The sequence below is a fragment of the Dehalococcoidales bacterium genome, from assembly GCA_028716225.1.
Classification (GTDB): Bacteria; Chloroflexota; Dehalococcoidia; order Dehalococcoidales; family UBA5760; genus UBA5760.
Window position 1 is genome coordinate 14,492 of record JAQUQE010000009.1, and the last position, 23,101, is coordinate 37,592.

37 protein-coding genes and 1 tRNA gene are annotated in these 23,101 nt (G+C 50.4%); 23 read left to right on the forward strand and 15 right to left on the reverse strand.

Annotated features, from left to right (window positions below; translation table 11 throughout):
• Positions 1 to 591, reverse strand: a complete 591-nt coding sequence (locus PHI12_06505) for a hypothetical protein (GenBank protein MDD5510440.1) — start codon at positions 589 to 591, stop codon at positions 1 to 3.
• Between the two features lie 175 nt (positions 592 to 766).
• Here PHI12_06505 and PHI12_06510 point away from each other — a divergent pair, with 175 nt between their 5' ends.
• Positions 767 to 1,789, forward strand: coding sequence for an RNA-guided endonuclease TnpB family protein (locus tag PHI12_06510; GenBank protein MDD5510441.1), 1,023 nt, complete (start codon positions 767 to 769; stop codon positions 1,787 to 1,789).
• A gap of 35 nt (positions 1,790 to 1,824) precedes the next feature.
• On the opposite strand, the gene PHI12_06515 is transcribed toward PHI12_06510, so the two are convergent.
• Genes PHI12_06515 through PHI12_06525 form a run of 3 tightly spaced genes read right to left on the reverse strand, consistent with a single transcriptional unit; the run spans position 1,825 to position 3,639 of the window.
• On the reverse strand, positions 1,825 to 2,160 hold the full coding sequence (locus tag PHI12_06515) for a hypothetical protein (GenBank protein MDD5510442.1): 336 nt from the start codon (positions 2,158 to 2,160) through the stop codon (positions 1,825 to 1,827).
• Positions 2,161 to 2,175: 15 nt separating this feature from the next.
• On the reverse strand, positions 2,176 to 3,030 hold the full coding sequence (locus PHI12_06520; GenBank protein MDD5510443.1) for a P-loop NTPase: 855 nt from the start codon (positions 3,028 to 3,030) through the stop codon (positions 2,176 to 2,178).
• A gap of 27 nt (positions 3,031 to 3,057) precedes the next feature.
• Complete coding sequence (locus PHI12_06525) at positions 3,058 to 3,639, reverse strand: hypothetical protein (GenBank protein ID MDD5510444.1); 582 nt, start codon at positions 3,637 to 3,639, stop codon at positions 3,058 to 3,060.
• 122 nt (positions 3,640 to 3,761) lie between these two features.
• Between PHI12_06525 and PHI12_06530 the strand changes: the two genes are divergently transcribed.
• The 22 genes from PHI12_06530 (at position 3,762) to PHI12_06635 (ending at position 17,058) form a co-directional block, all read left to right on the forward strand.
• Entirely contained in the window at positions 3,762 to 4,109 is a 348-nt protein-coding gene (locus PHI12_06530; GenBank protein MDD5510445.1) for a hypothetical protein, read from the forward strand.
• A 31-nt stretch (positions 4,110 to 4,140) separates the two neighbouring features.
• Positions 4,141 to 4,425 carry a hypothetical protein gene (locus tag PHI12_06535; protein MDD5510446.1) on the forward strand — a complete coding sequence of 95 codons (285 nt, stop codon included), beginning with the start codon at positions 4,141 to 4,143 and terminating at the stop codon, positions 4,423 to 4,425.
• Positions 4,397 to 5,707, forward strand: coding sequence for a hypothetical protein (locus PHI12_06540; GenBank protein MDD5510447.1), 1,311 nt, complete (start codon positions 4,397 to 4,399; stop codon positions 5,705 to 5,707). The genes PHI12_06535 and PHI12_06540 overlap by 29 nt, the downstream gene beginning before the upstream one ends.
• Before the next feature lie 3 nt (positions 5,708 to 5,710).
• Entirely contained in the window at positions 5,711 to 6,148 is a 438-nt protein-coding gene (locus tag PHI12_06545; GenBank protein ID MDD5510448.1) for a hypothetical protein, read from the forward strand.
• A gap of 178 nt (positions 6,149 to 6,326) precedes the next feature.
• Positions 6,327 to 6,521, forward strand: a complete 195-nt coding sequence (locus tag PHI12_06550; GenBank protein MDD5510449.1) for a hypothetical protein — start codon at positions 6,327 to 6,329, stop codon at positions 6,519 to 6,521.
• Positions 6,522 to 6,708: 187 nt separating this feature from the next.
• Positions 6,709 to 7,206 (forward strand): hypothetical protein, encoded by a 498-nt coding sequence (locus PHI12_06555; GenBank protein MDD5510450.1) that lies wholly within the window; start codon positions 6,709 to 6,711, stop codon positions 7,204 to 7,206.
• Positions 7,207 to 7,268: 62 nt separating this feature from the next.
• Positions 7,269 to 7,949, forward strand: a complete 681-nt coding sequence (dnaX, locus tag PHI12_06560; protein MDD5510451.1) for a DNA polymerase III subunit gamma/tau — start codon at positions 7,269 to 7,271, stop codon at positions 7,947 to 7,949.
• Positions 7,950 to 7,955: 6 nt separating this feature from the next.
• Positions 7,956 to 8,567: a hypothetical protein gene (locus PHI12_06565; GenBank protein ID MDD5510452.1), complete on the forward strand. Its 612-nt coding sequence runs from the start codon at positions 7,956 to 7,958 to the stop codon at positions 8,565 to 8,567.
• On the forward strand, positions 8,564 to 8,752 hold the full coding sequence (locus PHI12_06570) for a hypothetical protein (GenBank protein MDD5510453.1): 189 nt from the start codon (positions 8,564 to 8,566) through the stop codon (positions 8,750 to 8,752). The genes PHI12_06565 and PHI12_06570 overlap by 4 nt, the downstream gene beginning before the upstream one ends.
• Positions 8,753 to 8,898: 146 nt before the next feature.
• Positions 8,899 to 9,258, forward strand: a complete 360-nt coding sequence (locus PHI12_06575) for a hypothetical protein (GenBank protein ID MDD5510454.1) — start codon at positions 8,899 to 8,901, stop codon at positions 9,256 to 9,258.
• A 4-nt stretch (positions 9,259 to 9,262) separates the two neighbouring features.
• Positions 9,263 to 9,496 carry a hypothetical protein gene (locus PHI12_06580; GenBank protein ID MDD5510455.1) on the forward strand — a complete coding sequence of 78 codons (234 nt, stop codon included), beginning with the start codon at positions 9,263 to 9,265 and terminating at the stop codon, positions 9,494 to 9,496.
• Positions 9,493 to 10,440, forward strand: coding sequence for a hypothetical protein (locus PHI12_06585; GenBank protein ID MDD5510456.1), 948 nt, complete (start codon positions 9,493 to 9,495; stop codon positions 10,438 to 10,440). The genes PHI12_06580 and PHI12_06585 overlap by 4 nt, the downstream gene beginning before the upstream one ends.
• A gap of 13 nt (positions 10,441 to 10,453) precedes the next feature.
• Positions 10,454 to 10,909 (forward strand): hypothetical protein, encoded by a 456-nt coding sequence (locus PHI12_06590; GenBank protein ID MDD5510457.1) that lies wholly within the window; start codon positions 10,454 to 10,456, stop codon positions 10,907 to 10,909.
• Positions 10,909 to 11,187: a GIY-YIG nuclease family protein gene (locus PHI12_06595; protein MDD5510458.1), complete on the forward strand. Its 279-nt coding sequence runs from the start codon at positions 10,909 to 10,911 to the stop codon at positions 11,185 to 11,187. Before PHI12_06590 ends, PHI12_06595 begins: the two co-directional genes overlap by 1 nt.
• Entirely contained in the window at positions 11,187 to 11,444 is a 258-nt protein-coding gene (locus PHI12_06600; GenBank protein ID MDD5510459.1) for a hypothetical protein, read from the forward strand. Before PHI12_06595 ends, PHI12_06600 begins: the two co-directional genes overlap by 1 nt.
• Positions 11,431 to 11,754, forward strand: a complete 324-nt coding sequence (locus PHI12_06605; protein ID MDD5510460.1) for a hypothetical protein — start codon at positions 11,431 to 11,433, stop codon at positions 11,752 to 11,754. The genes PHI12_06600 and PHI12_06605 overlap by 14 nt, the downstream gene beginning before the upstream one ends.
• Positions 11,755 to 12,120 (forward strand): hypothetical protein, encoded by a 366-nt coding sequence (locus PHI12_06610; protein MDD5510461.1) that lies wholly within the window; start codon positions 11,755 to 11,757, stop codon positions 12,118 to 12,120.
• Between the two features lie 1,150 nt (positions 12,121 to 13,270).
• On the forward strand, positions 13,271 to 13,690 hold the full coding sequence (locus PHI12_06615; GenBank protein ID MDD5510462.1) for a hypothetical protein: 420 nt from the start codon (positions 13,271 to 13,273) through the stop codon (positions 13,688 to 13,690).
• A 42-nt stretch (positions 13,691 to 13,732) separates the two neighbouring features.
• Entirely contained in the window at positions 13,733 to 13,948 is a 216-nt protein-coding gene (locus PHI12_06620; protein MDD5510463.1) for a hypothetical protein, read from the forward strand.
• A 184-nt stretch (positions 13,949 to 14,132) separates the two neighbouring features.
• Positions 14,133 to 16,265, forward strand: coding sequence for an ArdC-like ssDNA-binding domain-containing protein (locus PHI12_06625; GenBank protein ID MDD5510464.1), 2,133 nt, complete (start codon positions 14,133 to 14,135; stop codon positions 16,263 to 16,265).
• A 3-nt stretch (positions 16,266 to 16,268) separates the two neighbouring features.
• Positions 16,269 to 16,745, forward strand: a complete 477-nt coding sequence (locus tag PHI12_06630) for an SAP domain-containing protein (protein MDD5510465.1) — start codon at positions 16,269 to 16,271, stop codon at positions 16,743 to 16,745.
• Positions 16,729 to 17,058 (forward strand): hypothetical protein, encoded by a 330-nt coding sequence (locus PHI12_06635; GenBank protein ID MDD5510466.1) that lies wholly within the window; start codon positions 16,729 to 16,731, stop codon positions 17,056 to 17,058. The genes PHI12_06630 and PHI12_06635 overlap by 17 nt, the downstream gene beginning before the upstream one ends.
• Here the strand turns inward: PHI12_06635 and PHI12_06640 are convergent.
• From PHI12_06640 to PHI12_06690, 11 genes are all read right to left on the reverse strand, one after another.
• Positions 17,015 to 17,215, reverse strand: coding sequence for a hypothetical protein (locus PHI12_06640; protein MDD5510467.1), 201 nt, complete (start codon positions 17,213 to 17,215; stop codon positions 17,015 to 17,017). The two genes, PHI12_06635 and PHI12_06640, sit on opposite strands and share 44 nt — an antisense overlap.
• A gap of 81 nt (positions 17,216 to 17,296) precedes the next feature.
• Positions 17,297 to 17,554 carry a hypothetical protein gene (locus PHI12_06645; protein MDD5510468.1) on the reverse strand — a complete coding sequence of 86 codons (258 nt, stop codon included), beginning with the start codon at positions 17,552 to 17,554 and terminating at the stop codon, positions 17,297 to 17,299.
• A gap of 117 nt (positions 17,555 to 17,671) precedes the next feature.
• Positions 17,672 to 17,746, reverse strand: a tRNA-Met gene (locus PHI12_06650).
• 82 nt (positions 17,747 to 17,828) lie between these two features.
• A complete protein-coding gene (locus PHI12_06655) occupies positions 17,829 to 18,263 on the reverse strand; it encodes a hypothetical protein (GenBank protein ID MDD5510469.1) in 435 nt (144 codons plus the stop codon).
• 1 nt (position 18,264) lies between these two features.
• Positions 18,265 to 18,876, reverse strand: coding sequence for a hypothetical protein (locus PHI12_06660; GenBank protein ID MDD5510470.1), 612 nt, complete (start codon positions 18,874 to 18,876; stop codon positions 18,265 to 18,267).
• Positions 18,877 to 19,056: 180 nt separating this feature from the next.
• Complete coding sequence (locus PHI12_06665) at positions 19,057 to 19,674, reverse strand: hypothetical protein (GenBank protein MDD5510471.1); 618 nt, start codon at positions 19,672 to 19,674, stop codon at positions 19,057 to 19,059.
• The gene (locus tag PHI12_06670; protein MDD5510472.1) at positions 19,671 to 20,159 is read right to left on the reverse strand and encodes a hypothetical protein; all 489 of its coding nucleotides are present in this window, start codon (positions 20,157 to 20,159) and stop codon (positions 19,671 to 19,673) included. The genes PHI12_06665 and PHI12_06670 overlap by 4 nt, the downstream gene beginning before the upstream one ends.
• A 4-nt stretch (positions 20,160 to 20,163) precedes the next feature.
• Positions 20,164 to 20,424, reverse strand: coding sequence for a hypothetical protein (locus PHI12_06675; protein MDD5510473.1), 261 nt, complete (start codon positions 20,422 to 20,424; stop codon positions 20,164 to 20,166).
• A 12-nt stretch (positions 20,425 to 20,436) separates the two neighbouring features.
• Complete coding sequence (locus PHI12_06680; protein ID MDD5510474.1) at positions 20,437 to 20,964, reverse strand: hypothetical protein; 528 nt, start codon at positions 20,962 to 20,964, stop codon at positions 20,437 to 20,439.
• A gap of 1 nt (position 20,965) precedes the next feature.
• The gene (locus PHI12_06685; protein ID MDD5510475.1) at positions 20,966 to 21,631 is read right to left on the reverse strand and encodes a hypothetical protein; all 666 of its coding nucleotides are present in this window, start codon (positions 21,629 to 21,631) and stop codon (positions 20,966 to 20,968) included.
• 112 nt (positions 21,632 to 21,743) lie between these two features.
• Positions 21,744 to 23,072 carry a cohesin domain-containing protein gene (locus PHI12_06690; GenBank protein MDD5510476.1) on the reverse strand — a complete coding sequence of 443 codons (1,329 nt, stop codon included), beginning with the start codon at positions 23,070 to 23,072 and terminating at the stop codon, positions 21,744 to 21,746.
• Positions 23,073 to 23,101 lie beyond the last annotated feature (29 nt).

Sequence of the window (23,101 nt, forward strand, 5' to 3'; positions counted from 1 at the left end):
TTACTTCCTCCTTTGCTTTTTACCCTGTTTGATTAGCCCTTTGATAACAATGGGGAAGGCCAGCTCGTAGATCACCTTATCGAAGATACTTGACCACATCTCGGAGTCAATATCGGGTTTCCCCCCGCCGAACTCAATAAGCTGATTAGCCACTGCCTTGCGAAGGGAAAGCCGGGGGCGCAGACGCGGCAACACCTTGTCTTCACCATCGACTTCCGTCATCTTCGCCAACGCTGCCAGACCACGATGCTCTTCATTATCGCACCTGTATACCAGGCTGCTGACATCTGGGGTAACCAGGTCAAAAAGAGTTTCCGATGGCAGCGTGACAGTATTGCGCAGCGGCACCGAGGGGGGCTTGGGTTGCAGGCCGTTCTCGCAGAACCAAAGGTCAAAAACTCCACCGCCTTCCCCGCTTATCACCAGCTGGCAGGCAAAACCATAGCCCTTTTGTCGCTCGGTTTCCGGGAACTTATCAAGCAGCTTGTTCTGCGAGGCCATACAGCCTCTAAGCAAACTGGCGACCCATCCATCCCCACCGGCCAGTATCCATTGAATTTCCTGATTCCCTTGAGTTTCCTGCGTCATCATAAATATTGCGTCAAGGCAACCCTGCTCTTTAGAACTAGGGGCGAATTGACGCTACCTCCCTTCTAAATAAATACTTGACATGTGGATAATAATACTCTACACTACGGGTATGAAACAAACCCTGATGATTAAACTCTTTCCGAATCCAGATCAACATAAAGCTCTGGTTGAGACAATGGAAAGATTCAACGAAGGTTGCAACTACGCATCGGGTAAGGCTTTTGAGACTTCTACCTATGGTCAATTCCACCTTCACCACATAGTTTATGGCTATCTTCGTGAGCACTACGGACTCTCGGCACAGATGGCGGTAAGAGCAATTGCCCAAGTCTCGGAGAGCTATAAGGTAGATAGAAAAGTCAAGCACTCTTTCAATCCCCACTCTGCTATGGTTTATGACCAACGTATCCTTTCCTGGAAGGGGCTTGATAAGGTCTCTATTCTGACTTTGGTCGGCAGACAGATTGTCCCCACACGTATCGGCGCTTATCAAGAAGCTAGGATAGACCGTAAGGTTAGACAGTCTGACTTGATTCTCCGTGATGGTACCTTTTACCTTGCTGTTGTGGTAGATGCTCCTGAACCAACTCCTAATGATCCCAATGGTTACTTGGGGATTGACCTCGGTATCGTTAATATCGCCGCCGATTCCGACGGCAAAACGTATTCCGGTAATCAGATCAACGGCCTCAGAAAGCGTCAAGCCAAACTTCGTAGCAAACTCCAAGCCAAAGGCACAAAGGCAGCCAAACGACTTCTTGTAAAACGTTCTCACAAAGAAAGACGCTTCGCTACCAATATCAATCACACTATTGCCAAAAGTATTGTTGCAAAGGCTAAAGACACTGGCAGAGGTATCGCTCTTGAAGATTTGAGCGGTATCCATGACAGAATCACGGTTCGACACAGCCAGAGGAGACAACATCACTCTTGGGCATTCAGACAACTGCGTAGTTTTATCGAGTACAAAGCGATACTGGCAGGAGTTGTAGTCAAACTTGTTGACCCTCGTAATACCTCTCGCACCTGTCCTGTCTGTGGCTGTATTGATAAGCGTAACCGTCCTTCTCAATCTATATTCTCCTGTGTATCTTGCGGATTCTCCTCACCCGCTGATACCGTCGCTGCGGGAAACATTTCCCGTAGGGCTCTCGTAAACGAGCCATGCTTCTCACCCGCCCTTATCGGAATCGGGTAGGGAAAAGTCCTAGCCTTTAGTCCTGGGATAGTTTACTAGCCCCCTTTCATCCTTGGCGCCGGCGTCATACTCACTATAGTCATCTGAGGCTGGTAAGTTATTTCGACAGGATATAATTTCTTGCACTCCCCGCAGATATCGAACTTAACCTGCATCGCCGGCGCCGGCACGGGCCGACCCAGTTGATACCGCGGCAGAGTGGGGTCAACAAAAGCTAGGTTCAAGCTGCCCGCGCCATCGGGAAAGGCTTTAGACCCGATATTACCCTCACTTCTCTGCTCTTCGACATACTCCTTGACCATCCGTTTATCGCTGCCGCAGTAGGGGCACTTGTCATTGCACTTCACCGGCTCTTTAATATTGTTTTGCACTACTTACCTCCATCGCTATTTTATTCCTTTCAAAGCTGCCTTCATCGCTCCTTGGATCACGGCATTTTCAAAGCGCTCCTTGAAAGATCTCTCCCAGATAAGCACCGGCTTCTGGCTCAATACTATTCCCGCCAGTTCGCCAAAACGACATTCCAGCATAGTTTTATCCGTTGTCATGGGTATGCTGATAAGATAGGGAACGCCCTTTGCCCGGCAGAAGTCTTCCAACTCTACCCCGGGCGCAGAGAATGGGTAGAACTCCTGATGACAGTGGGGACAGATAGCATTTACCATGTTCCCCACCATGCCGATGAGGGGCAGCCGCTTGTTCTCGATCATGTCCAGGGCTCGCTCCATATCCTCGACCGCCAAGTTGGTAGGCTGGGAGACAAGGATGCAACCGTAGATATCCGGCATGTTATCGTAAAGAGATAAAACTTCGTCACCAGATGAGGGCGGGTTATCTATAAGCAGATAATCAAGATCCCCGAACTCTACATTCTGTATCATCTGCTTGACCAGGTTATAGCGTCCGGTGCCATCCAGTTTAAATTCCTGGCCAAAGGCTTTAACGATACGGTTGCCGCCTCCCCAGAGCAGGGCGGCCGTGCCAAAGCGAAAAGCCAGGCTGAATATCTCGAAGCCGTCGTATTTCACGGCCAGCATCTTTTCTTTTATCATATCCACAGGCACATGCGGTAATGGTTCCTGCATACCCAGGGCCATGGGAAGGTTGGCGCCGGAGAGGTCAATATCAAGAAAACCTATATGAAATCCCTTGGACCCGAGGGCTTTACCGAGCCCGACAGTGGTAGTTGACTTCCCGGTGCCTCCTTTTACGGCAAGCAATAATATCTTTTTTGTAGCCACTCTGATAATCTCCTTCAATGCGCTTCTTTAATAAGTTCCCCAGATAAGTTTTTGATTCGAGCTTCTCTCCATGTTGCCTGGGTGCGGAGGTTCGCTCTCCGGCACAAGCAGCAGACCGAAATCTCTCCAGACAACAAAGTTAAATTCCAGGCACCAGAACTTATGACTGTTATGAACGAACCACTCGAAGTCGGGTTTTACCTCATGGATTAACCACCAGACACCAACCATCGCCACACCGAAGTAATCATAATGCTGATCACCCCAGTAAAGGTATCTCTTGAGAATCTCGTCTTTTAATGCTTCCTGCCGGCCTTGAGGTAAGACCGGGCGGTATACACGCATGTGCCTGGTCTGGTATTCTGAAAGCAGGTGAGCAGTGATGCCCTTGTTTGTTGAATCATGCACCCCATAGTCGCCGATACTGATCTCGTCATCTATTTGCCTGGCCCCTACCATCGCCCAGTGAAAAGATTCGGCACTTATCAGGCCGACAAGAGGTATCTGATAGCCCTCTGCTTTAAAAGCCAGATTATCGCCTACCATCAGCGGAGGCAAGTCATCCAATGTCCAGATTATCTTACCTTTATCAATCACGGTTTGCGGCAAACTCAACTCTTGTACGGCCATATCTTTCCTATAGCAACGCTGTTTCCCTATGTTAACACAGAAATTATAAAAAAGCAATATCCCCTATTGACTATTTTACCAGTTAGTGTTAACATAGGAGCATGAAGAGGATTGTTGTCAAGACAGAACAGCCGGAGACATCGCCCCCGGCTAGTTCGGAACCCCAGCCGATTGTGGAAAATACGGCCCCACCGGAAACAAAGGCACAAGCAAATACCGAACCCCAGCCAACCGATGAGGAGACTACACCCGAAACCAAGGAAAGGGCAGTAGTCAAGGGATTCCGGCTTAAACCCAGCGAAGAGGTGCTGATAGACCAGCTCGCCCAGTATGCCCATGCCGCCGGGTTTATCAAGGAACCATCTTTCCAGGCTTACATGATGTTTGCGCTGAACTGTGCCTATGCCCGGCTCCAGCAGGACTTCCAGAACGGCGTGCATAAGAAATAGGCTAGGCAAGCATAAAAAGGTTGTTTTTGCGATGGAAACTAATAATGTGCCTATTAAGCCGCACAACAACAAGCGATATTTGATCAGGGCGACCAAGATAGAGGTCTTAAAATATGTCAGGGAACGTGAGATTGTTGTCGTAAATGACCTGGTAGAGCACTTCGGTTATAAGCCGGAGGGCTCGAGACGCAGACTCTACGCTCTCGCAGAAGAGGGTTTATTAACTTCCTGGGTTTCACCGGGAAGATGGTGTCTTACTCAAGAGGGGATAAGGAGGCTGAAGTACTATGCCGACAAAGAAAACAAAGAAGATTGAAAAGACGGTCCCGGCAGAACCGCAGGAAATTACCCCTGCGGAGGAAATCGAGGGGAACACGGATGAGGAAAGGCGACCTGACATTGCATCCGAGCCGCATGTGCCGGAGGACAAGGCTGCCTTCATCGAACTGCTGAAAAAATTCCGCATCGGAGTCAAGGGTGACTTCTACGAAACTATTGCCGATGATATCGCAACAACCGGTGGAGAGTTCGTCTTTGAGAGGCCGGACCTGCTCGCCAAGAAAATGCAGGACTGGCACCAGTACATTGAGCCTCCCACCCGGAAACAAATGCTCGAGTACTGGTTCACCAAAAAGAATATCAGGGTGCCAACAGAGGTAATAAAGGAGGCTGGTATGAACGATGTCGAAAGAGAAAAAGCGGAGAAGGATAAGCACCATGATGAAAAATACTCCGTTGATACCGCAACCGGCGTTATCAAGGTAGCCGACTCATCGGATAAGTCCCCGCTTTCCTGGGGCGAGGCGGAGAAGCTGTCGCAGCGGATAAAGAGCGACCTGATGGACCAGAAAAACCGGGATAAAAAGGACACAGATGGCGAGGCCAAGAAAACACCGTTCGTCCTGGATGCCGAGGGTAATGTCAAGATCGCAGATGGGGCGCAACTAAGCGCGTCGGATTTGCTCATCGTCCAGGCTATCAACAAGAGCCAGGCACAAGGGGAAAAGAGAACAGCCCGGGAAATCCTGGAAGAGGAAATGAAACATCAGGAGTTCATCGACAGCTTACGTGGTAGAAACGCTCCGAGTGGTGGGCTCCTTGATAATATAGACCAACTGGTCAAGGCCAAGGAACTTTTCGGGACGAATAAAGAACTACTGGATACCCTCACTTTACTATCCAAAAAAATGGATGATGCGGGGAATACAGGCAAAGAATCACCGGTTATGGAAGCTCTAAGAGCCCAGATTACAGACCTGACCAGAAGACTTGACGACCAGGAGAAACAGACTTTACGAGATCAGATTGCAGCCCAAAATGCAAAACTCGAAGCCTTTAGCCTGGAACTTAAAAAACAGGGTTCATCCCAGGCAGCGAAAAGTGAGTATGACATCATGGGTAAGGCCATGGACAAGATAGATGGAGCGGGCAAGGATATTAAAGAGACAATACTGACACTTCTGCAAAAGCCGGCGCCGCCCATGGCTGCCATGGAGCGTTCAGCCATAACCGAGGCCATTAGCGAAGAGGCCAGCAAAATCACGGCCAAGCAGGAACTCGGAAAGCAGATATTCACCCGGCCTCCCAGGGGAACATAAATTATGGCAGGTAAAAAGAGAAGTGAGATACAGGCATCTCCGCATAAGGTCATAACGGCGGCCGCACCAGCTGCCAAGATAGTCCGGCGGTCTGCTACTCCCGGCAGGGAGTACCGCCAGGCACTATGCCCGGTCTGCGGCAGCTCCCACGGGTACAAACGGGTTAAAAACGGGGATATAGACGACCCCGGCCCGGGTGAACTCGTAAACTACTGGAAATGGCTGGCCGCCAGGGAACGTACTCTGGGGCATGGTGACAAGCAGCCCTTCGGCACTATCCAAGAGATCGGAAAGGGCAAGGGACATAGCATGAAAATTATCGGGTATTTCGGACCCGAGAACGACCCGGACGGTTATTTTCCACTGGTACGCAGCCGGCTGATACTGACAGTCCGGCGATGGATCGCCAGGGGATGGCTTAAACTTTCAGACCTCAAATAATCAATTCTTTTAATTCTAGTTAGCTTCAGTTTCAATCCCGCCATATATTATCAAGATCATATATAGAGCAAAAAATATTTTTCAATTTTTAAATCTGGCTATTGACAACAATCCTGATTTATGGTAATTTGAGGTATACAGTAAAATTATCTTAATAGATACTTGCTAGGGGGCGTAAATGGCAAAGGTAAATGTAGTAGTCGCAGTATTCAAAGGGTGCGCGGATGCTGTCCGGGTGTGCTCTGGCCTTGAGTTCATTGACCAGACCCGCCAGGTAGAGAAGCAGCTCCGGGACAAGTACGGCATACCGGACGGCCAGGACGCGGAGAGCGAAAACCAAGTCCAGGTATTCTATAACGTAGAGGTGGAATAATGCCGACAACAATACAGAGTCTAAAATCAGGCCATAAATGCTACCGGTGTAAGCGTATCATCCGGCGCGGCGAGGGCTGTATAAAATGGGAGTACACAGACAAGAACATTTACCGCCACTTGGGAGAATGTCCTAAGCCGTAAGCCCCGAGCTGGCAGCCGGGCGGGATAGGGGGTAAGTAATGACAATGACAGACGAAAAAACCAAACAGGCCGAGGAACAAGCCCGGGCACAACTTGAGTCTATCATGACAATGGTAAAACGATTACAACACTGTGACGACTGTGACGGCGGGGAAGATTGTGAGCTAACCGATCAGGAGATATTCCACGGGATTAACACCTATTATAAAGAGGGCATGACAGCCAGCGAGGACGATAAACAGGAATATCATGACCGTGACAATGCAGCAGAAAAGATACAAGAGGACCCGCTTGAAGTGCGCTCCGATTGGCACACCCCCGGTGATGATGATTTTAACAAGCCCGCCGAATATAAAATCCTGCTTTGTACCGGCGGCCCGGCCTGCCGGATTGTTGGCGATCTGGATGAACACGGCCAGCCCGACCGCGCCCGGATCGAGTATCAAGACTGGTTTACCCCTTGGATTGAACTTGTAGACATCACCAGTGAGGAACGGGACGCACTATTGGCCTATGCTCAACAATTCTACTTCGGGGAATAGCTAGGGCACGGCCCCCGGCTGGCCGGGGGCGCTCAACTTAGCTAAAGGGGGTAAACAAATTCATGAGTTTTTACACGGAATATCGGCCTCACTCATTTAGTGAAGTGCTCGGCCAGGACCAGGCAACGGCGATCCTGAAAAAACAGGCCGTGATGCACCAGTTTCACCATGCCTATCTTTTACACGGTCCAAGCGGATCGGGAAAAACCACAACCGCCCGGATACTGGCGGCCGCCCTGAACTGCGAGACTATGAACGGGACCGGGGAACCTTGCGGGGTATGCCCGAGCTGCCAGGCCGTCATCGAAGGCCGGCACTGGGACGTAATGGAGATTGACGGGGCACGCTTCCGGGGAATAGATGATATTAAGGACTTGTGCTATAAGGCTTACTTTTCACCCATGAGTAAGAAAAAAGTCTATATCATAGATGAGTGTCACCAGCTAACCGAGCCGGCATGGGCTGCCCTGTTGAAACTTGTCGAGGAGCCGCCGCCCCACCTGGTCATAATCTTATGCACGACAGCCCGGGACAAGGTGCCGGATACGATAGCTTCACGCTGCCAGCTTTACCCATTTAACAAGGTAGAGCCTGAATGTATGAAAGCCAAGCTCACCCGTATCTGCCAGACCATTGGCATTGAGGCCGATGCACGTCACCTGGACTTTATCGCTCAATCCAGCAACGGGAACATGCGGACGGCGGAAAACATATTAGAGCAAGTTTGCCTGCTCAAGAGGTAAAGGGTTATGGAGTTAGCCAAATACTACTGCCCGGCGGACGGGGTAGAATTGAAACTATCCGAAGTCCAGTACCATAATAAAATCGTGTGCCAGACCTGGGAGTGTACCAACGGCCACGTGTGGGATATCTTCCACCCGGTAGGCAGCGACCTTAGTTTTTTACACGTGGAAGTGATAACCTGCGAATGTGGTAAGCGCATCCCAAAACGCATAGGCCGGAGCTGGGAAAAAGACACGATTTGCCAGGACTGCCACGATAAAAAGGCGGCGGCATGGCGCATGGATCCCGAGCAAAGCTCTGCCGTCCTGGAGATTCAACCTCTAATCAGTGAGACAACTCGATACTACCAATTATCGACACATATCGCTATCAGGCCATACCCCAACCCGTTAATGTACGGCGGGATGTACGGGGGTGACACAGTGAAGGACGAAAACGAGGTCGATGCTGCGATTGCCAGGTTTAACAATATAGTTGAGAACTTGAAAGCCAACGGCATGACTAAAATCCAGATAGTCCGTCAGCCTGAAAAGGTGGTGCAATCCCAGATGCCTATGATAACAGTGAAAGCGGAAACCCAGTCCGCAATACAACCAAAGCAGGTGAAGATGATATGAACAAGCTGAATTTAGGACCAGGTATCTATGAGCCGATTTGCGGCTGGCCCTGGGTAGACCAGCACTGGAATGACCCCTACCCGGAGCCTCACTTTGAGTTTATCACGCCGACTTGTCGGCAATCCATGACCATCAAAAATCCGGGAGTCGTAAAGGAAGTAGCCAGGATAATGAAGGGGGGTTAAAGTATGATAACGGGGCGGGGAAAGCCCGCCATATCTGCTAGATAGGCCGGTAACCGTCTAGCCCTCTTACACACTACGGGTTAGAACATGACACACGATAACACCCTAACCCGTAGTCGTAAGAGGAATAATGAAAGGGGGTTAAAGTGATTATCAGATTCAACAGCATCGAGGAATTTACCGAGGAACTCAAAAAGGAGTTCGAGGACAAGCCACGCTTTACCCTGAAACCGATCCTCCGGCTGACTTGCCAGTACCGGGGCAGTTCGGCAAGCCCTAACATCAAGCTCGCAACCGTGGTGGCCACCATCAAGTCTGCCAGCGATCCCCAGGACATCATCCGGCTGGAGAAGTATTGCGGGGATATATGGTCAGCCCAGGGTGCGTCAGTGAACGATAAAACGGGCGCACATATTCAGGAAGCCTACGAGCCGATAGAAAAGGCGTGCAAGGAATTGAAGATTGAAGTCCGCGCCGGTATGTATGAGCCGGAAAAGGGGGATTAATATCATGGCCAGAGTAAGACGTTGTGACAACAGGTGCCACAGGGCAAAGGGCACAAAATGCCGTTGTTGGTGTGGTGGAAATTACCACGGGTCAGCCGGCGCCGATAACCGGGCAGCATTACAGCAAGCCGTAGACAGTAATGCGCAGAAGGAACTGCTTGAGCAGCATGGATTCAAGCCAGGCGAGACTGTTTTCTTACATCAGCCGGAACTCCCCCTGGAGAAAGAGGTAAAATGAGCAAGGATAACAATGTAGACGAATTTTTAAAGAGCATGGGCATGGCCGATAAAGAAAAGGCGCCGGAAGCGACACCGCAACAAGGCGGGGAAGTCAATAACCCCTGGGATAAGATAATCCAGCCGAAAGCATCCTACCTGATCCTGGGAGACGTGGGCACCGGCAAGTCCGCCCTGGCCTACTGGCTGCTGGAGAGGTACGGGCAAAAGTACAACCTGACGCCGGCGGTAGTAGGCATACCCCACAACAAGACTTCACTACTGCCGGAGAACTTCAAGAAGCTGGAGGGTCCCGATGACCTCACCAGAGAAGAGAACGTCATCGCCTATATCGACGAGGCCGATATTCAGCTGGCGATCGAGGATACCAAAGCCCGGAAATACGTCACTAATTTTTTGTCACTTCCGCGCCAGCGCCACCAGATACTTCTGTTGACATTCCATTACCCCCGGCTGGTGCTCGCCCGCTATCTACCGTTCTTTGCCGCTTTCTTCCACAAGCGGCCGCCGTATCTCATCGAGTTTGCCTCAAAAAGCAAGGGTGACTCCCTTTACCAGATGATGATGAAAGCCGAGGAGCGTTTCGCCGAGCTAATCCCCCCGGGCTTCGAGCCGACCGAGGAAAGACCGCAACCCCTTGAGGTTATCCGCAATACCTATGTCGTAGCCCCCCGGATACGCTGGCAGGGCTTAATCACTAACCCCACAGCCTCATTCTGGAACCAGGAACTTTCCGAGGTCTGGGCCGGCACCCAGGTTGATGGCAAAGACAGTAAAGTGATCGCCGTCACCAAGCCGCATGGCCAACTCATAGCTATTGACGGGAAAACCATGATCTCTGACGAGATGAGAGCACGCAAGGTAAAGCTGGAGGACATCAATAACCCTGACGGCAATCAGGCAGTATATCTTGACCCATTTTCAAACGCCCAGTGGATAGAATAGGAGGTACAAGGATATGGTACAGCAGAAAAACCTGTTCGGAAAACAGCAGTACGTCTCACTGGCAAAGAAGCGCCCCCGGCGTCCCCATGGTCCCCTCTTCCCTCTACCCGATGGTTACATGGGGATAATCGAAAAGAAATTCTGGGAGTTCCACAACTCTAACCCGGAGGTCTATCGTCTCCTGGTAAGATATGCTCACGAATGGCGGGACGCCCGGGGTATAAATGCCAGGATAGGAATGAAAGCCCTCTTCGAGCGGGTCCGCTGGGAGATCGGATTGCGAAAGCGGGAGCATCACGATGGGGATAAGGAATTTAAGCTCAACAACAATTACACCGCCTTTTACGCCAGGTTCATTATGTTTAACTACCCGGAATTAAAGGGCATGTTCGCACTCCGTAAGCAGCGTATCCCCGCTACTATCGGACCTAAAAACGAGAGCCTCCCACCCGATAGACAGGTGCTTTAATGGCTGATGTTTATCTGCTGCACTTTGAACGCCCGTACTGGGGGAAAGCCCGGCATTACGTGGGCTATACCAAGTTCACCGCCGCCGAGCGTATCGACACACACCGCGCCGGCAACGGCAGTAAGCTGGTAGCCTACGCTATGGCTCACGGCAATAACTTTGAATGTGTCCTTACCGAGCACTTTGATAGCCCCCAGGAAGCCCGGGCAAGAGAATTACAATTAAAAAAGAGGCATGGTCTGAATAAGCTGTGCCCAAGATGCAAGGGGGAACAATAGTGTCGGTAAAGGTCGAAATTCTGCCCGGTGCCTACTTCTTACCGGTATTTAATTTCAGGGATAAGGAGTTTGTTTTTATCTGGTGGTCAAAGACCAGCCTGAAAAACATCACATGGGAAAGGTGGCTAATTTTCAATCTACGGTGGCCATTCTTCAGGAAAATGGAACTCTTTGTGGATCACGATAATGAATTATTCTATCCCGAAGAAGGTAGTTGGCTACAAAAGAAGATGAAGAAGTCCAATGCCAAGCCGTAAGAAAATGGGCAAGTGTATCGCCTGCGGCCGTCCGGTAGAGTGGGAGAACTGGGCTGCCGGCCCGGTCTGCTATCCCTGCTACTGGGGAGCGAAACTACTCTACGAGAGCGGGATAGATAAGGTTGCGGATATTCCCCCGGCACTGGTGCCTATGCTTGAATCGTTATTCCTCAAGGGTGGTTACAACTGGCCGACCGACCTGACTTGGGCACTGATAAACCGACCGTTCGACAAAGCCGATACCATGCTCCGGCGCTGGTGGAGCCCTACGAAAGAGCAGGAAGCTAAAGACTATCAGGAGGATACTTAGATGGGTAATCACTATGTCGGAAGAGCTATGGGACGCATGGCTGATATGGCGCTTAAGATGAGGACCAATCAGACCGCCCTGGCGCTATTGGATGAAATCTGCGAACCATATCGTGGGGCTGACGCAGAATTTGAGGCCGAAGACCCCAATAACCCCGGGCACCAGCATCCCGAATACTGTCGGTATACCGACCCCAGGGGGCCTTTGGGCACCCTTATCCGTGAGGCTTTTGACCCGAAAGTGGATTGGATTGCCAAACAACGTGAAGCAGAGGAGTCTGGTGATCAGGACAAGATAGATGAGTTCGATGAGAGCTGGGGAGATGGTCCAGAGAAACAATTCGATGCTCGTTATGAATTTTGCTAGCGTATAAGAGAGGTTAAACACAAAGGAGTAAGGGCGATGGATATTAAATGCAATTATCGTGAATGGTGTTGTAGCAAGGGAGACAACGATATGTGCACCGCTGCTGTAGAGGACGCCTGCGATAAGGGAGTACCTAATTGCTTAAATTGGGACAATGCGCAAAGTCTTTGCCGAGTGCAATACCCATCTTCATGTGAACTTCGTTACTTCTGCCAACATAAAGAAACACAGGCATTTAAAAGAGCAGATTACGCAGACCGTCAGCGAAGCGGTAGCGGAAGTTACTAATTAACATTCCATCTGCGAAGAGCTTAGATGAAATTATCTTCCAAGATAATTGAAGGGAAAATAGGAGTGCTAATTGGGAAAGCAATTTGTGATGGAATTAGGTTACGACGGTAGATTCCACCGCTATCCTAAATGCGCCGAATGTGGAAAGGCAGCTCATTATCATTGTGACCGTTGCAATAAAGCAATTTGTGAAAAACATAAAAAGCACTTTATGGGGGAACATTTTTGTAGGGAATGTTGGGAAAGATAAGTAAAAAGTATCATAAAAGATAATCGGAGGGAAAGATGAAACGTCTTCTTTGTTTAATCGGATTCCACAAATGGGACACTTCTAACATGCCTAGACCACAATTTAAAGGAATTAGGAGCGAAGGTGTTATGTTGGTATTCCAGAAGTGTGTGAGGTGCCACAAAATTAGCTTCTTTCTTCTTCGGCAAAATATCATTTCAGATAAGGAAGGATATGAGTTTTATCCGTAAATAATCATTATTGCCGACATCGAACATCAAGTGGTCTGTGTCGCAAATATAGAAGTAAGTGTAAGGAGGGAAAGTAAAATGAACCAAAAACAAACATTTTCACAGTATCTACTATGTCAAGGTAAGGAACTGCTTATACATCTTGGAGGGTTCTGGATGTTAGTATTAGCTCCTGCTGGAGTTTGCATATTGGGGGCTATAGCTGGAACTAGAACTTGGGGATGGCACATTGTTAATCAGGTAACATTTTATCTCTGGTGCGGCTTTGCTTTCTGTCTCATCTGCACTCTGATTACAATTTTCCTATGTCTACACCACAATTATACTGATAGAAACGATAAATAAATCCGACCACGGACAATACTGAAAGGAGATCAAGATGAAAATAGAGTGCATTATACAAGATGGTAAAATCGAAGTCCCGGAATCATGGATAAAGAAATGGAAACAGGAAACCGGAGAGGAACCGGATAGACTGATTTTTGACCTTAGTGATGCCAACCCCAAAGTCCCGGCTGGCGCATTTCTTTCGGCTACTCGCAAAACATTCCCAGAGATACCTCTGAGATTTGAGAAAAGCGACTTAGCTCCAGGAGGTATTCTAACACGGGATAAATTTGAGGAACTCACAATTTGTGAGGGTAAAAGGCAGGGTTATTCAAAAATTTATGATTTTGACTATCCTGATGGACTGGGCGTTTACTACTGTGCCGCCAAAGAAGGACTACCCGGAGATTTATTGTTTTTTAACCCACATCTCATACTTGATAAGGAGAAGGATATAACAGGATGGGTTTAAAACATGGCCAGTATCGTATAGGATAATTGAAAGGAGAGGAAAATGGCTAAGATAGAGTGCAGAGTATGCAAGGCCATCCTCAAGGTCATTGGTACAGATGATCGTCTCATCGGTTATTATAATGGCCATGTTATGACCACTGCGGGGGATTGCATATTCGCAAAATCAAAGGTACTTCAATATAAATCACGCCTCAAGGTTATTGGTCCAGATGATCGTCTCATCTTTACCAATCTTGGCGGGAGTGCTAGAATCTGAGTATGCAACAATGTCAAGCTGAAACTAAACCTGCCGGTTCACCCCGGGCCCAGCGATGCCCTATGCCGGCCTTGCCGGGCGAGTCCTATTGCCCCCTTCACCTGGTACTCAGCCAGCGCATGGAAAAACGACACGAACAATCCCTCCCTGAACGTCTAAGAAAATGCTGCGGAGGTAAATAACAATGTCATATCCTAATATACGCTACCGGGTTAGCCACTATCCGAATATACACTACACGCCCAGCATGGTCTCCCTGCCTACCGGCGATCCCTGCCAGTCTGTACGGCCGCAGGACTTCCCTTTCATTTCCTGGTTCGGCATACCCATGCCTGATTACTCCTTTGCCGTGGAGCCCGAGACCAGAGAACGCAAGCTCGACGACGTGATGAACCGCCTCCGCCAGGGCGTGGAGAGCATCCAGAACAGCGACGTTTTCCGCCAGTTCCTGATGACCATGGCCAAGTTCCACGACTATTCTATCGGTAACCAGATACTTATCATGCTGCAGCGACCGGCCGCCACTCAGGTAGCCGGCTTCAACACATGGAGAGACCTGAGCAGGTCCGTCAAGGCTGGCGAGAAGGGTATCATGATTCTCGCTCCCTGCTTTGCCCCCGGAGGGGAGTCCCGATGGATACGCCATGACACCGAGTGGGCGATCCGCCGTGTCGGCGAAAGATACGGCGTTTACCTGGTCCGCTCTGGCGGCGCCGATGTTGTACCCCCAACCCTGCTCCAGCCGCTCTATGATACACGTGGCCAGGCCGAAAGATATTTACATACTCAAGGTGCTATGAAGGGCGAGGAGAGGGTTCTAGCCCCAACCTACTTCAAGGTGGTCTATGTTTTCGATGTCTCCCAGACCCAGGGTAAGGAATTGCCCAGGGTAGAGGTGCCGACCCTCAGCGGAGAGGTGAACGAAGACCTCTTCAACCGCGCCATGGCGCTGGCCAAGAAGAATAACCTGACCGTAGAGTTTAATCCTCGACCGGAACTATCACCGGACATCAAGGGTATGCTTTCCGGTACCCTTATCTGGGTCAAAGGGGATGAGCCCCGGGCGCAACAGTTGAAAACACTTCTGCATGAATTAGCACACTATTACACAGAGAGGGTGCTGGGGATACCCCGGGCCGATGCCGAGACCATCGCCGAGTCTTCTGCATTTGTCGTGGGTAGTCATTTCGGCTTCGATACAGGCACCAGATCATTCCCCTATGTAGCTCTCTGGTCAAAAGATAAATCCGTACTCGAGAAGAACCTGGCTGCCATCCGCGGCGTGTCCACCCGGATGATTGCCGGAATTGAGGGGGTGGAAGGCGGCGCTTCATTACTGGTAGAACGCGAGAGTCCGCAAAGTACCTTAATAACGAAGGCTCAACTTACCGAGATGTTCAAAGACGAAAGGACCTGCGGTATCTGCTATGACCCCGAAGGTGCCGCCCATCTCCCATCCGGTCTGGAAATGGGGCAATGCACTAATTGCGCCTGGTATGTGGTTGAGAGATTAGGCCGAGGCCAGGTCTACGGATTTTCCGTTGAAGATATACCCGGTTACTCTTATAGGCCGATCTCCATCGTTGGCGGCCATGATTTTGCCGTAATAGATGACCGGTACATCGTTGACCTCTGGCTGAGTCTGTATGCCGGGGAAGAGAAGCAAATTGTATTCGATATGCAGGACCCTATTGACCAGGATAAAATCAAGCGAATATACAGCGACCGAAAACACTGGAAAATTCTCCCAAGCTACCTCAAGGAAACCACCTCTATCGAGGATGAGGGGAAGGCCATCGCCAAAGCAATCGGCGTTGATTATACCGGCCCCCAGTATGATAAAGGCGTATTCAAGTTCCATCTTCTAACCGATCCCGTCACCGGCACCAGTTTCGGAGTTTATTCATTGGAAGATGCCAGAAAACAGCTTAATAAAGTAAGAGCATCATATTCGACAGTGCGCATCGTTCCCTATACTCCGAAAGAGCCTCTGCCCCCCAACGTCAAGGCGTACTTAATCCAGGTTATCACCCCCACCGGAGAGATCGCCGGCTGGCTGGGCTACGATGAACACCCGGATTACGTGCGCATCGGCTATATCAAGGTAGAAGACAAACACCAGGGAAAGGGCTATGCCGGCGATATGGTGAAAAAGCTGGTTGAGGCAGCCGGGAATAAGCCTATACTGACCGGCTCGCTCAACCACTCCTCATGGCGGCTATTGAAACTGGCCCAGGAAAAGGGTAAGATCAAGATTACCGAGCCGCAGTCAGAGTTCCAGGATAAGACCTACTTTCAGCTTGAGCCTGTGAGGTAGTTTATGCCGAAGACAGCAGAGGAACCCAGACCCGATAAGTTTCGCATTATACCCCACTATTCCCCGGTCACCGGCATCCTGACCTCATTCACGGTCGAGGACCCGAAGGGCGTCCCGGTAACCAGGTGGCGCGAGTACGCCACCGAGATCAACAAACGATATCCCGCCGTACCTGTCAAGGAGTTGGAAGAGGCCAAGGTACAGTATCTTGAATACCGGGCGGTGTTTACCCTGGGAAGGGCCTCTTTTACCCTCGAGCAGTTGAAAGGCAAACCCGCGGTATCGGAACTCAGTACCACGCAGCGCCTGGCCCGCTACGGTGTGTCAGAAGAGGACTACGAGAAGGTCATTGAGACGGACAAGAAATTCACCATGAACGATCTCCGCCAGATGTGCCGCGATCTGGGGCTGGCCACCGGCGGAGATAAGAAAAAACTTATAAGTAGATTGATGGAGGCAGAAAGTGGCAAACAAAGCTAAAGAGTGGACAGCCAAACCGGATGGACAACTGATGATACCGGAGGAATACAGCAAGTGTCTTGCCTACGATGTAACCATCCTGAGTGCCAAGAAGATGATGAACTTCCAGTGCGGCGGTTATGAAACTAACGGCCAGACTACTACTTTTCGTGACGTGCTTTTAGATAGTTCGGAGAAAAACGCCCGGGGAAAGGTAACTCTTCAAAGAGTGAGCTACCATGACGTGGTAGTATTGGGCAACACCGGCTTTATGGCTATACCGATCCCGGCTACTGAGACGGAGCCTTCAACTTCTCCCTTACCAGAGAGTTAAACTTAATTACCCTCGCCGCGCCCCTTAGTTCCGTGTCCTGAAGTTCGGCTGCCGCTTCTTTGGCAGCCACTTTGAATTTTTCCCGATATCCGTCCAGCCAGGGCGTCGGCCTGCCTTTCCGGGATTTGCGTACTGAGATTACCAGTTCATCCGACATCTACATTCACCCCCTTTAAAACAGATACGCCCAAGATTTTACTCTTGAGCGTATCTTTCAGCTAATAATATTCAGCTTGGGTCAGGCTGACCGTTTCCTGCCGAGGGCCGCGCTTACGCAGCTGTTCATGCTGATAATTCGTGCGGCACCGCTCTTGCCAGCGGTCTCTCTGGCGCATGTCGCTGGGACACCACCTTTTGAGAAAAGATACTGGCGAAGATGATTTGGCACGGCGCCTTTGGGGAAACTCTGAGATTTGAGGCTCACCAAACGGTGCGACCACGGAACGGAGTTATAGAGGATGGCATTGCCGGCATTGGTCAATAAAATTCCCGCCATTGTCATTCTCCTTTTTTCGTTGTCACCTCAATTACGAGGGCGGCGACCCTTGCACTGGTTATTACCAGACGCATTTCTATGATAAAACAACGAATGGGTATTTGTCAAGAGGGGGAATGGTAGCGGGGGATGGATTTGAACCACCGACCTCCTGGTTATGAGCCAGGCGAGCTGCCGCTGCTCTACCCCGCGATAGCCCCAATTCACCTTTTATTGCGCAGTCTAAAACAAGACGCTGTTTGGCCTCTGGACCCGTTTCGTATTCAGCCATAGATTACTTCCGGTGAGGGTATTTTACCTGTTTTTTATTCGGTACGTGCGGGTATAGAGGCCCTTTAACTGTCGCCTCAACAGGGTCTAATTCCAGACCGAAGACAAGGGCATAGGGCCGGCCAGGGTTTTGCTTTTTGTGCCACTCTGGTTCGTTATCAAGTCTTACCCTGACCCCAAGCCACTCATCCTCAATAAAGTAGCTCTCTACAATACCAGTGCCCAGTTGGTTAAAATTGATGGTTACTTTATCACCAATTTTAGGCAAAGGTTTTTTACCGGACCACATCCCCTCGGCCTGCACAGAAGGCGCATTGTAAACCATCAAGGCATTGGGAAACATTTTCTGATATTCCGCATCCGACATCCCTTGAGCCTTTCGTGGAAACCGTTTTATATCAGTTTCTTCGACAAAGGCCAAGTTGTAATGGTTAGCCATGTTAAACCTCCTTGTTAGCTTTTTTCAGAATCTCGCTGTCTTGCTCTTTAAGATAGTCCTCCAAATCCCCCAGTACCTCTTTATACGCTTCCTGGCCGCATCCATCCTTGCCAGCCACCTCACGCATGGTTTTAAGCCACTTCTCCGGGGGCGTAGTCTCATCCTGGAGGAGTGGCTGGATAGCCTTGCCGGTTTCTCCATTACAGTCGTGCTGGCTGATATTGACGAACTTCACCACGGCGTCAGCCACATGGCACTCGGCACATTCAGCATACAGTTCTTCATCGGTTTTTTCAGCCTGAACTGGCATATTTTCCGGCATATTTTCCACCTCTTTTGACGGTTTTAAGTAGTCTTCCAGACCCTCCATGTCAGTGGTTTCCATTGGTACAGTGATGGTCGCCTGTAGCTTGTCCCGGGCAGTCTTGATTGCCAGGTCGCAGGCAGATGAGTCGGGGGCATCCTTGTTGGCCAGGCACTTCCGGGCTGCCTCTTCGACATAACCATGATGACGTTCCAGCCCACGTTTAGTGGTAAGGTAGAGCGCCTGCTTTAGCTGCTTTTTATCCAACGCCTCGACCGATTTTTTTATCCTGTCAGTCACACTAGCCATCTCTTTTGACCCCTCACTTTGATTTTACTTCTTTGAGGACGCGCCGACAATATGTTGAACCTGACATCCTATCGTAGGACATCACCATAGGGCACCTTTTGCCTGGCTCCATGGGATTGTGCTCAATCTTTGTCTGCAAATCTTCTGTATCCCAGACATGACCCGCCGAGCATTTTAAAATCACCCGAATAGACCCCCTTTTTCCCTCGAAAGTGCATACGCTTCCCAAGCCTCTCTGCCTTTATCCGTGTAGTGCTTGAGGTAGTCTACGTGTCTTAATGCACCGGCGAAGTACCAGTTACCAAAATCAACCGCGGCATCTCTCGCCGTCCGCTGGGCCAGGTTCGCTCCCGTTAATCTACTGTGTGCCTCTGCATAGTCTTTGCCCAGTTCCCTGAGCTTCTCCAGCGCCTCCCGTTCACTCCGATACTTGGGTGAGCCATCTTTATTTTTGAGATAAGGCAGGTTAGTATGTATCTGCTCTCGCACTTCACGCTCATAACCATAACGGTTGCCCATAACCTCATGTATACGGTCAACCTTCTTCTTGACGAACTCGTAACCGCCACGGAGGGAAGAGGGGTCCTCAGCCATGCGATTCGTCAAATCTCCGATGTGTTCTGCCATATACCCATAGAGTTGGGCTATCTGGGACATCTGGATACGCAGCATCGCCTTTTCAGGTTCACCTCGCTGATCTTCGGCCAGTTGCTTCGATAGTTTATTGAACTCGGCTTCTGTCCATTCGCGGGACTGCGATTTCGTAACATGAGGGTAAAGCGGCTGGTATTTACTCACCTGATACCCCTCGCTTTAGCTTGTTTGATGGCCTCGCCGTACATGACGAGATAGCCATCCGTATAATCCAGGTCTATAATCCGGGCGCCGGCGCCGAAGTCGAACGGCTCATATTCCGTGATATCACCCTTCCGTGTCATCCCCTCGCTGAGATACTCGGCGGCCGCATCCTTAGACCTCGCAATCCAGATAACATTGTTCGCCGGATAGTTCTCCAGCATCCGCAGCTGCTCGTCGGATAAGTGCCGCTCGTTGCCTAACTCCTCCGCCTCAAATCTTATAATATCGGCAACTGTAGCGCCCCGGGGAATACCCCAGTTCTCGATGTTAACCCGATAGCCTTTACCTCGCCAGAGAGGAAAGTCATCAATCGTTTTGGCTGCCCGTATTTGCTTCTCCAACACCTCATCGGCGGGCAAAGTTTCAAGTTGCGGGGATGACTTCCGGCTTTTGGGGACGTGGGGGTATAAAGGCTGTCTGGCCATCTTTCTACTCCCCCAGCCTCGTGGAGAGATTATCACGCAACGCTTTAGCAGCATCTGCGGTAAGATTCTCAAAAATCCAATTGGCCATTCTCAAGGCTGAATGTATGTTCGCTTCCGCATGTTTCCGGGTTAGAAAAGACATAGGTTCAACCTCGATGGACACCTTTATCGGAACATCGGCATCAGCAGCATAAAATTGGAATGGTCCTTTGCTGGGCAATTGGCTCTGAGGCACATGCGGATATAATGGTTGTTTTTTAGCCATAGTTTACCTCCTTCAATCCCTGTATCCAGCCACAAGTCCGGGTGACTTCTTTCTTACTTCCCTGATCTCTGCCCAATTAAGCTGGTTCCAGAGTTCCTGATATTCCCGGTATGCCGGGTGTTTTTCAGTAATAGCCACCTTCTGCGCCAGTTTTCTGGCCTTCGCTGTCTGCTCAACAAGCTCCGGTCGAATAGGGCCGAAGTAATGGCGTTCGTCTGCCTCTTTGACAGCCTGGAATATAACCTCCGGGGTTATTTCGTACCCGGCAGGGGTATAGCGCCGACCAGCGTTCTTTCTCATTACATCAGCATCATAGAGAGCCTCGGCTTTGTCCTCGTAGCCATCCAAGACATCCGTGATAACCTTGGCCATAATAACGTCGGGGTCGTACTCGCCCTCACGATGCAGGTCAGCTTCGATGGTTTTATAAAGTATGGAGAGGTCATCTTGCCCCGGCGCCGGCCCTGTCTCCCCTACCCGATGGGGAAACTGCACCTTTTTACTTCCGGGTATGTGAGGATACAACGGTTTTTTGGCCATATTAAGCCTCCTTCGACTCTCTCAGTTGCTCCTTGATAACATCATAAAGTTGCTCCCGAGTGACTTTTCTTATGTACACATCGCCGCCGGAGAGATCGCCGGTCAAGTTATTTACCCTATCCCAGTCCCTGCCATCATATGCCTTGACATAGGATTGCTTCGTCGGCAAATCCCACTCATCCAGCTTCTTTATAGTGTACCTGTTGGATGACAATATCGGAGAGCTACGTACGAACTTCTCTAGCTCGCCCTGTCCCGGCTGTTTCTCGGCCTCCGCCGTACTGCCCTTCTCGATAATCGGGCCCATGATATCCACCACCTCTGGTACTTTGGCATTGTAAAGACGCCGGCATAGTTCCTTCTTATGGCCATAGTCAGACATGCCATTCTCCCGACATAGTGATTTCAATTCGCTCCCCAGGAAGGCCACATCGCAGGCAATCAGCGCCTCCGCCCACTCCGGGGACTCTGAGATCTCCAGTTCCCAGCCGAACTTGGCCATCAGCCTGCCGAGGTTAGCATTGATGTAAGGGGTAAGTCCATAGATCGCCAGCTGGCTGAGTAGCTCGTTTAGCTGCGCGAACTCATTGGGGGACAGCGCCTTGCGACCCGCTTCACGGATCTGGGCGATTTTTGCCGGTGCGAAGGTAACGATATGGTCGGTCATTTTGTTCATCTCCTTTTTATAGCACTCTGGGCATATGCCGTGAGTAGCGCCCTATTAAATAGGGAGCGGGGTGATTGAAGGCGCCCTACCCCCTATTTAACAGTTGGAGTCTCTAGATCACCAGAAGAGCCGTTGCGGTAATATCCAAGGCATTGATCGCGCCATCGTCGTTAGTGTCGCTGGTAAAGTCGTAGGTATCACCTTCCATTAGAACTATTACCCGCGCTATCATGGTGAGATCGGCAGCCCCAAGTTCAAAGTCTCCATTTACGTCACCGGCAACATAGATGGCGATGTAGTCAGCCTTGGTCTCGTCATCATCGGCTATCAGGCTGTCGTCTACCGTCAGCACGACGTCGTACTCCGCCCCTTCAAACCCGGCGCCAGTAGCATTGGCAAAATCAGCGAAGTTCTTGCTGGGGTTGGCGACTGCGCTGTCCTCAGTCGAATCACTGTTGAAGTCCCAGCTATAGGTATTGGCAGGCTTACCGCCAGCGGTAGCATCAGTGAAGGCCACTGTGCTGGAATGCTGGGTGGTGCTTACCCAGGTATCGGTCACGTACTTTACGATGCCTTTTTCCGGCGTGCCCGAGAAACCGGCCACCAGGTTAGCATAGATTTCGGCTGATATCGTTCCCACGGAAAACGTCGAGGTGCTGCCGTGGCTGTCGGTCACCGTGAGTGTGATAGTCTTTGTACCGTTAGAGCTATAGGTGACATCACTAGGCGCGACTGCTGCAGTGGTTCCTGAACTGTCAGTGCCGAATGTCCACGCGTAGGTATTGTAAGTCCCGGAGCCGCCGGTGACCGTAGGCGTCAGGGTGAATGTCGTCGCGTCAGCACCCGGATTCACATAACCTTCGTTGTCTGCGGGTATGTTATCGCCGTCCACATCAACGGCGGCAACTTCGAGCAAGTCAACGGTCGCTGTGCCATCGGCTAGTGTGGAGGTTATCGGATCCGCATTTTTATCACTCAGGGTACAGTTTTCAAGGTTAAGAGCGGTGTTCTCCCCATTAGTGAAAGTTTCGTTGGCAGTGAAAGCCAAGGTGGCAATACTACCATCCCCGTTCACGCCAATACCCGGACCGGCATAGCCAACTATTCCCCACCAATCTTTACCCGGGTAGGTCCCGCCGGTCTGCCTGGCAGATATAAGGAATGTCCAGCCGGTTCCCGTCAGACTTCCCGATGTGACACCTGTCAGGGTAAGGGTGTCGGTATCGACAACAAGGTCAATGTTGAAAGCATTCAAGTCGCTATATGACCCAGAGATGTTCAATGGAAGAGTGAATGATGCGTCTTCATCCAGAGTGACATTGGGGATAGCTACTGTAGCCATTCCGCCGGCGCTCACCGGCAGAGCCGTCGCCAGACACATGGTCAGCAACAGCACCAGAGTCAGAACTATACCGATAATACATTTCCCTGTTTTAACCATTATAATAATCCTCCTGATTCATTTGAATA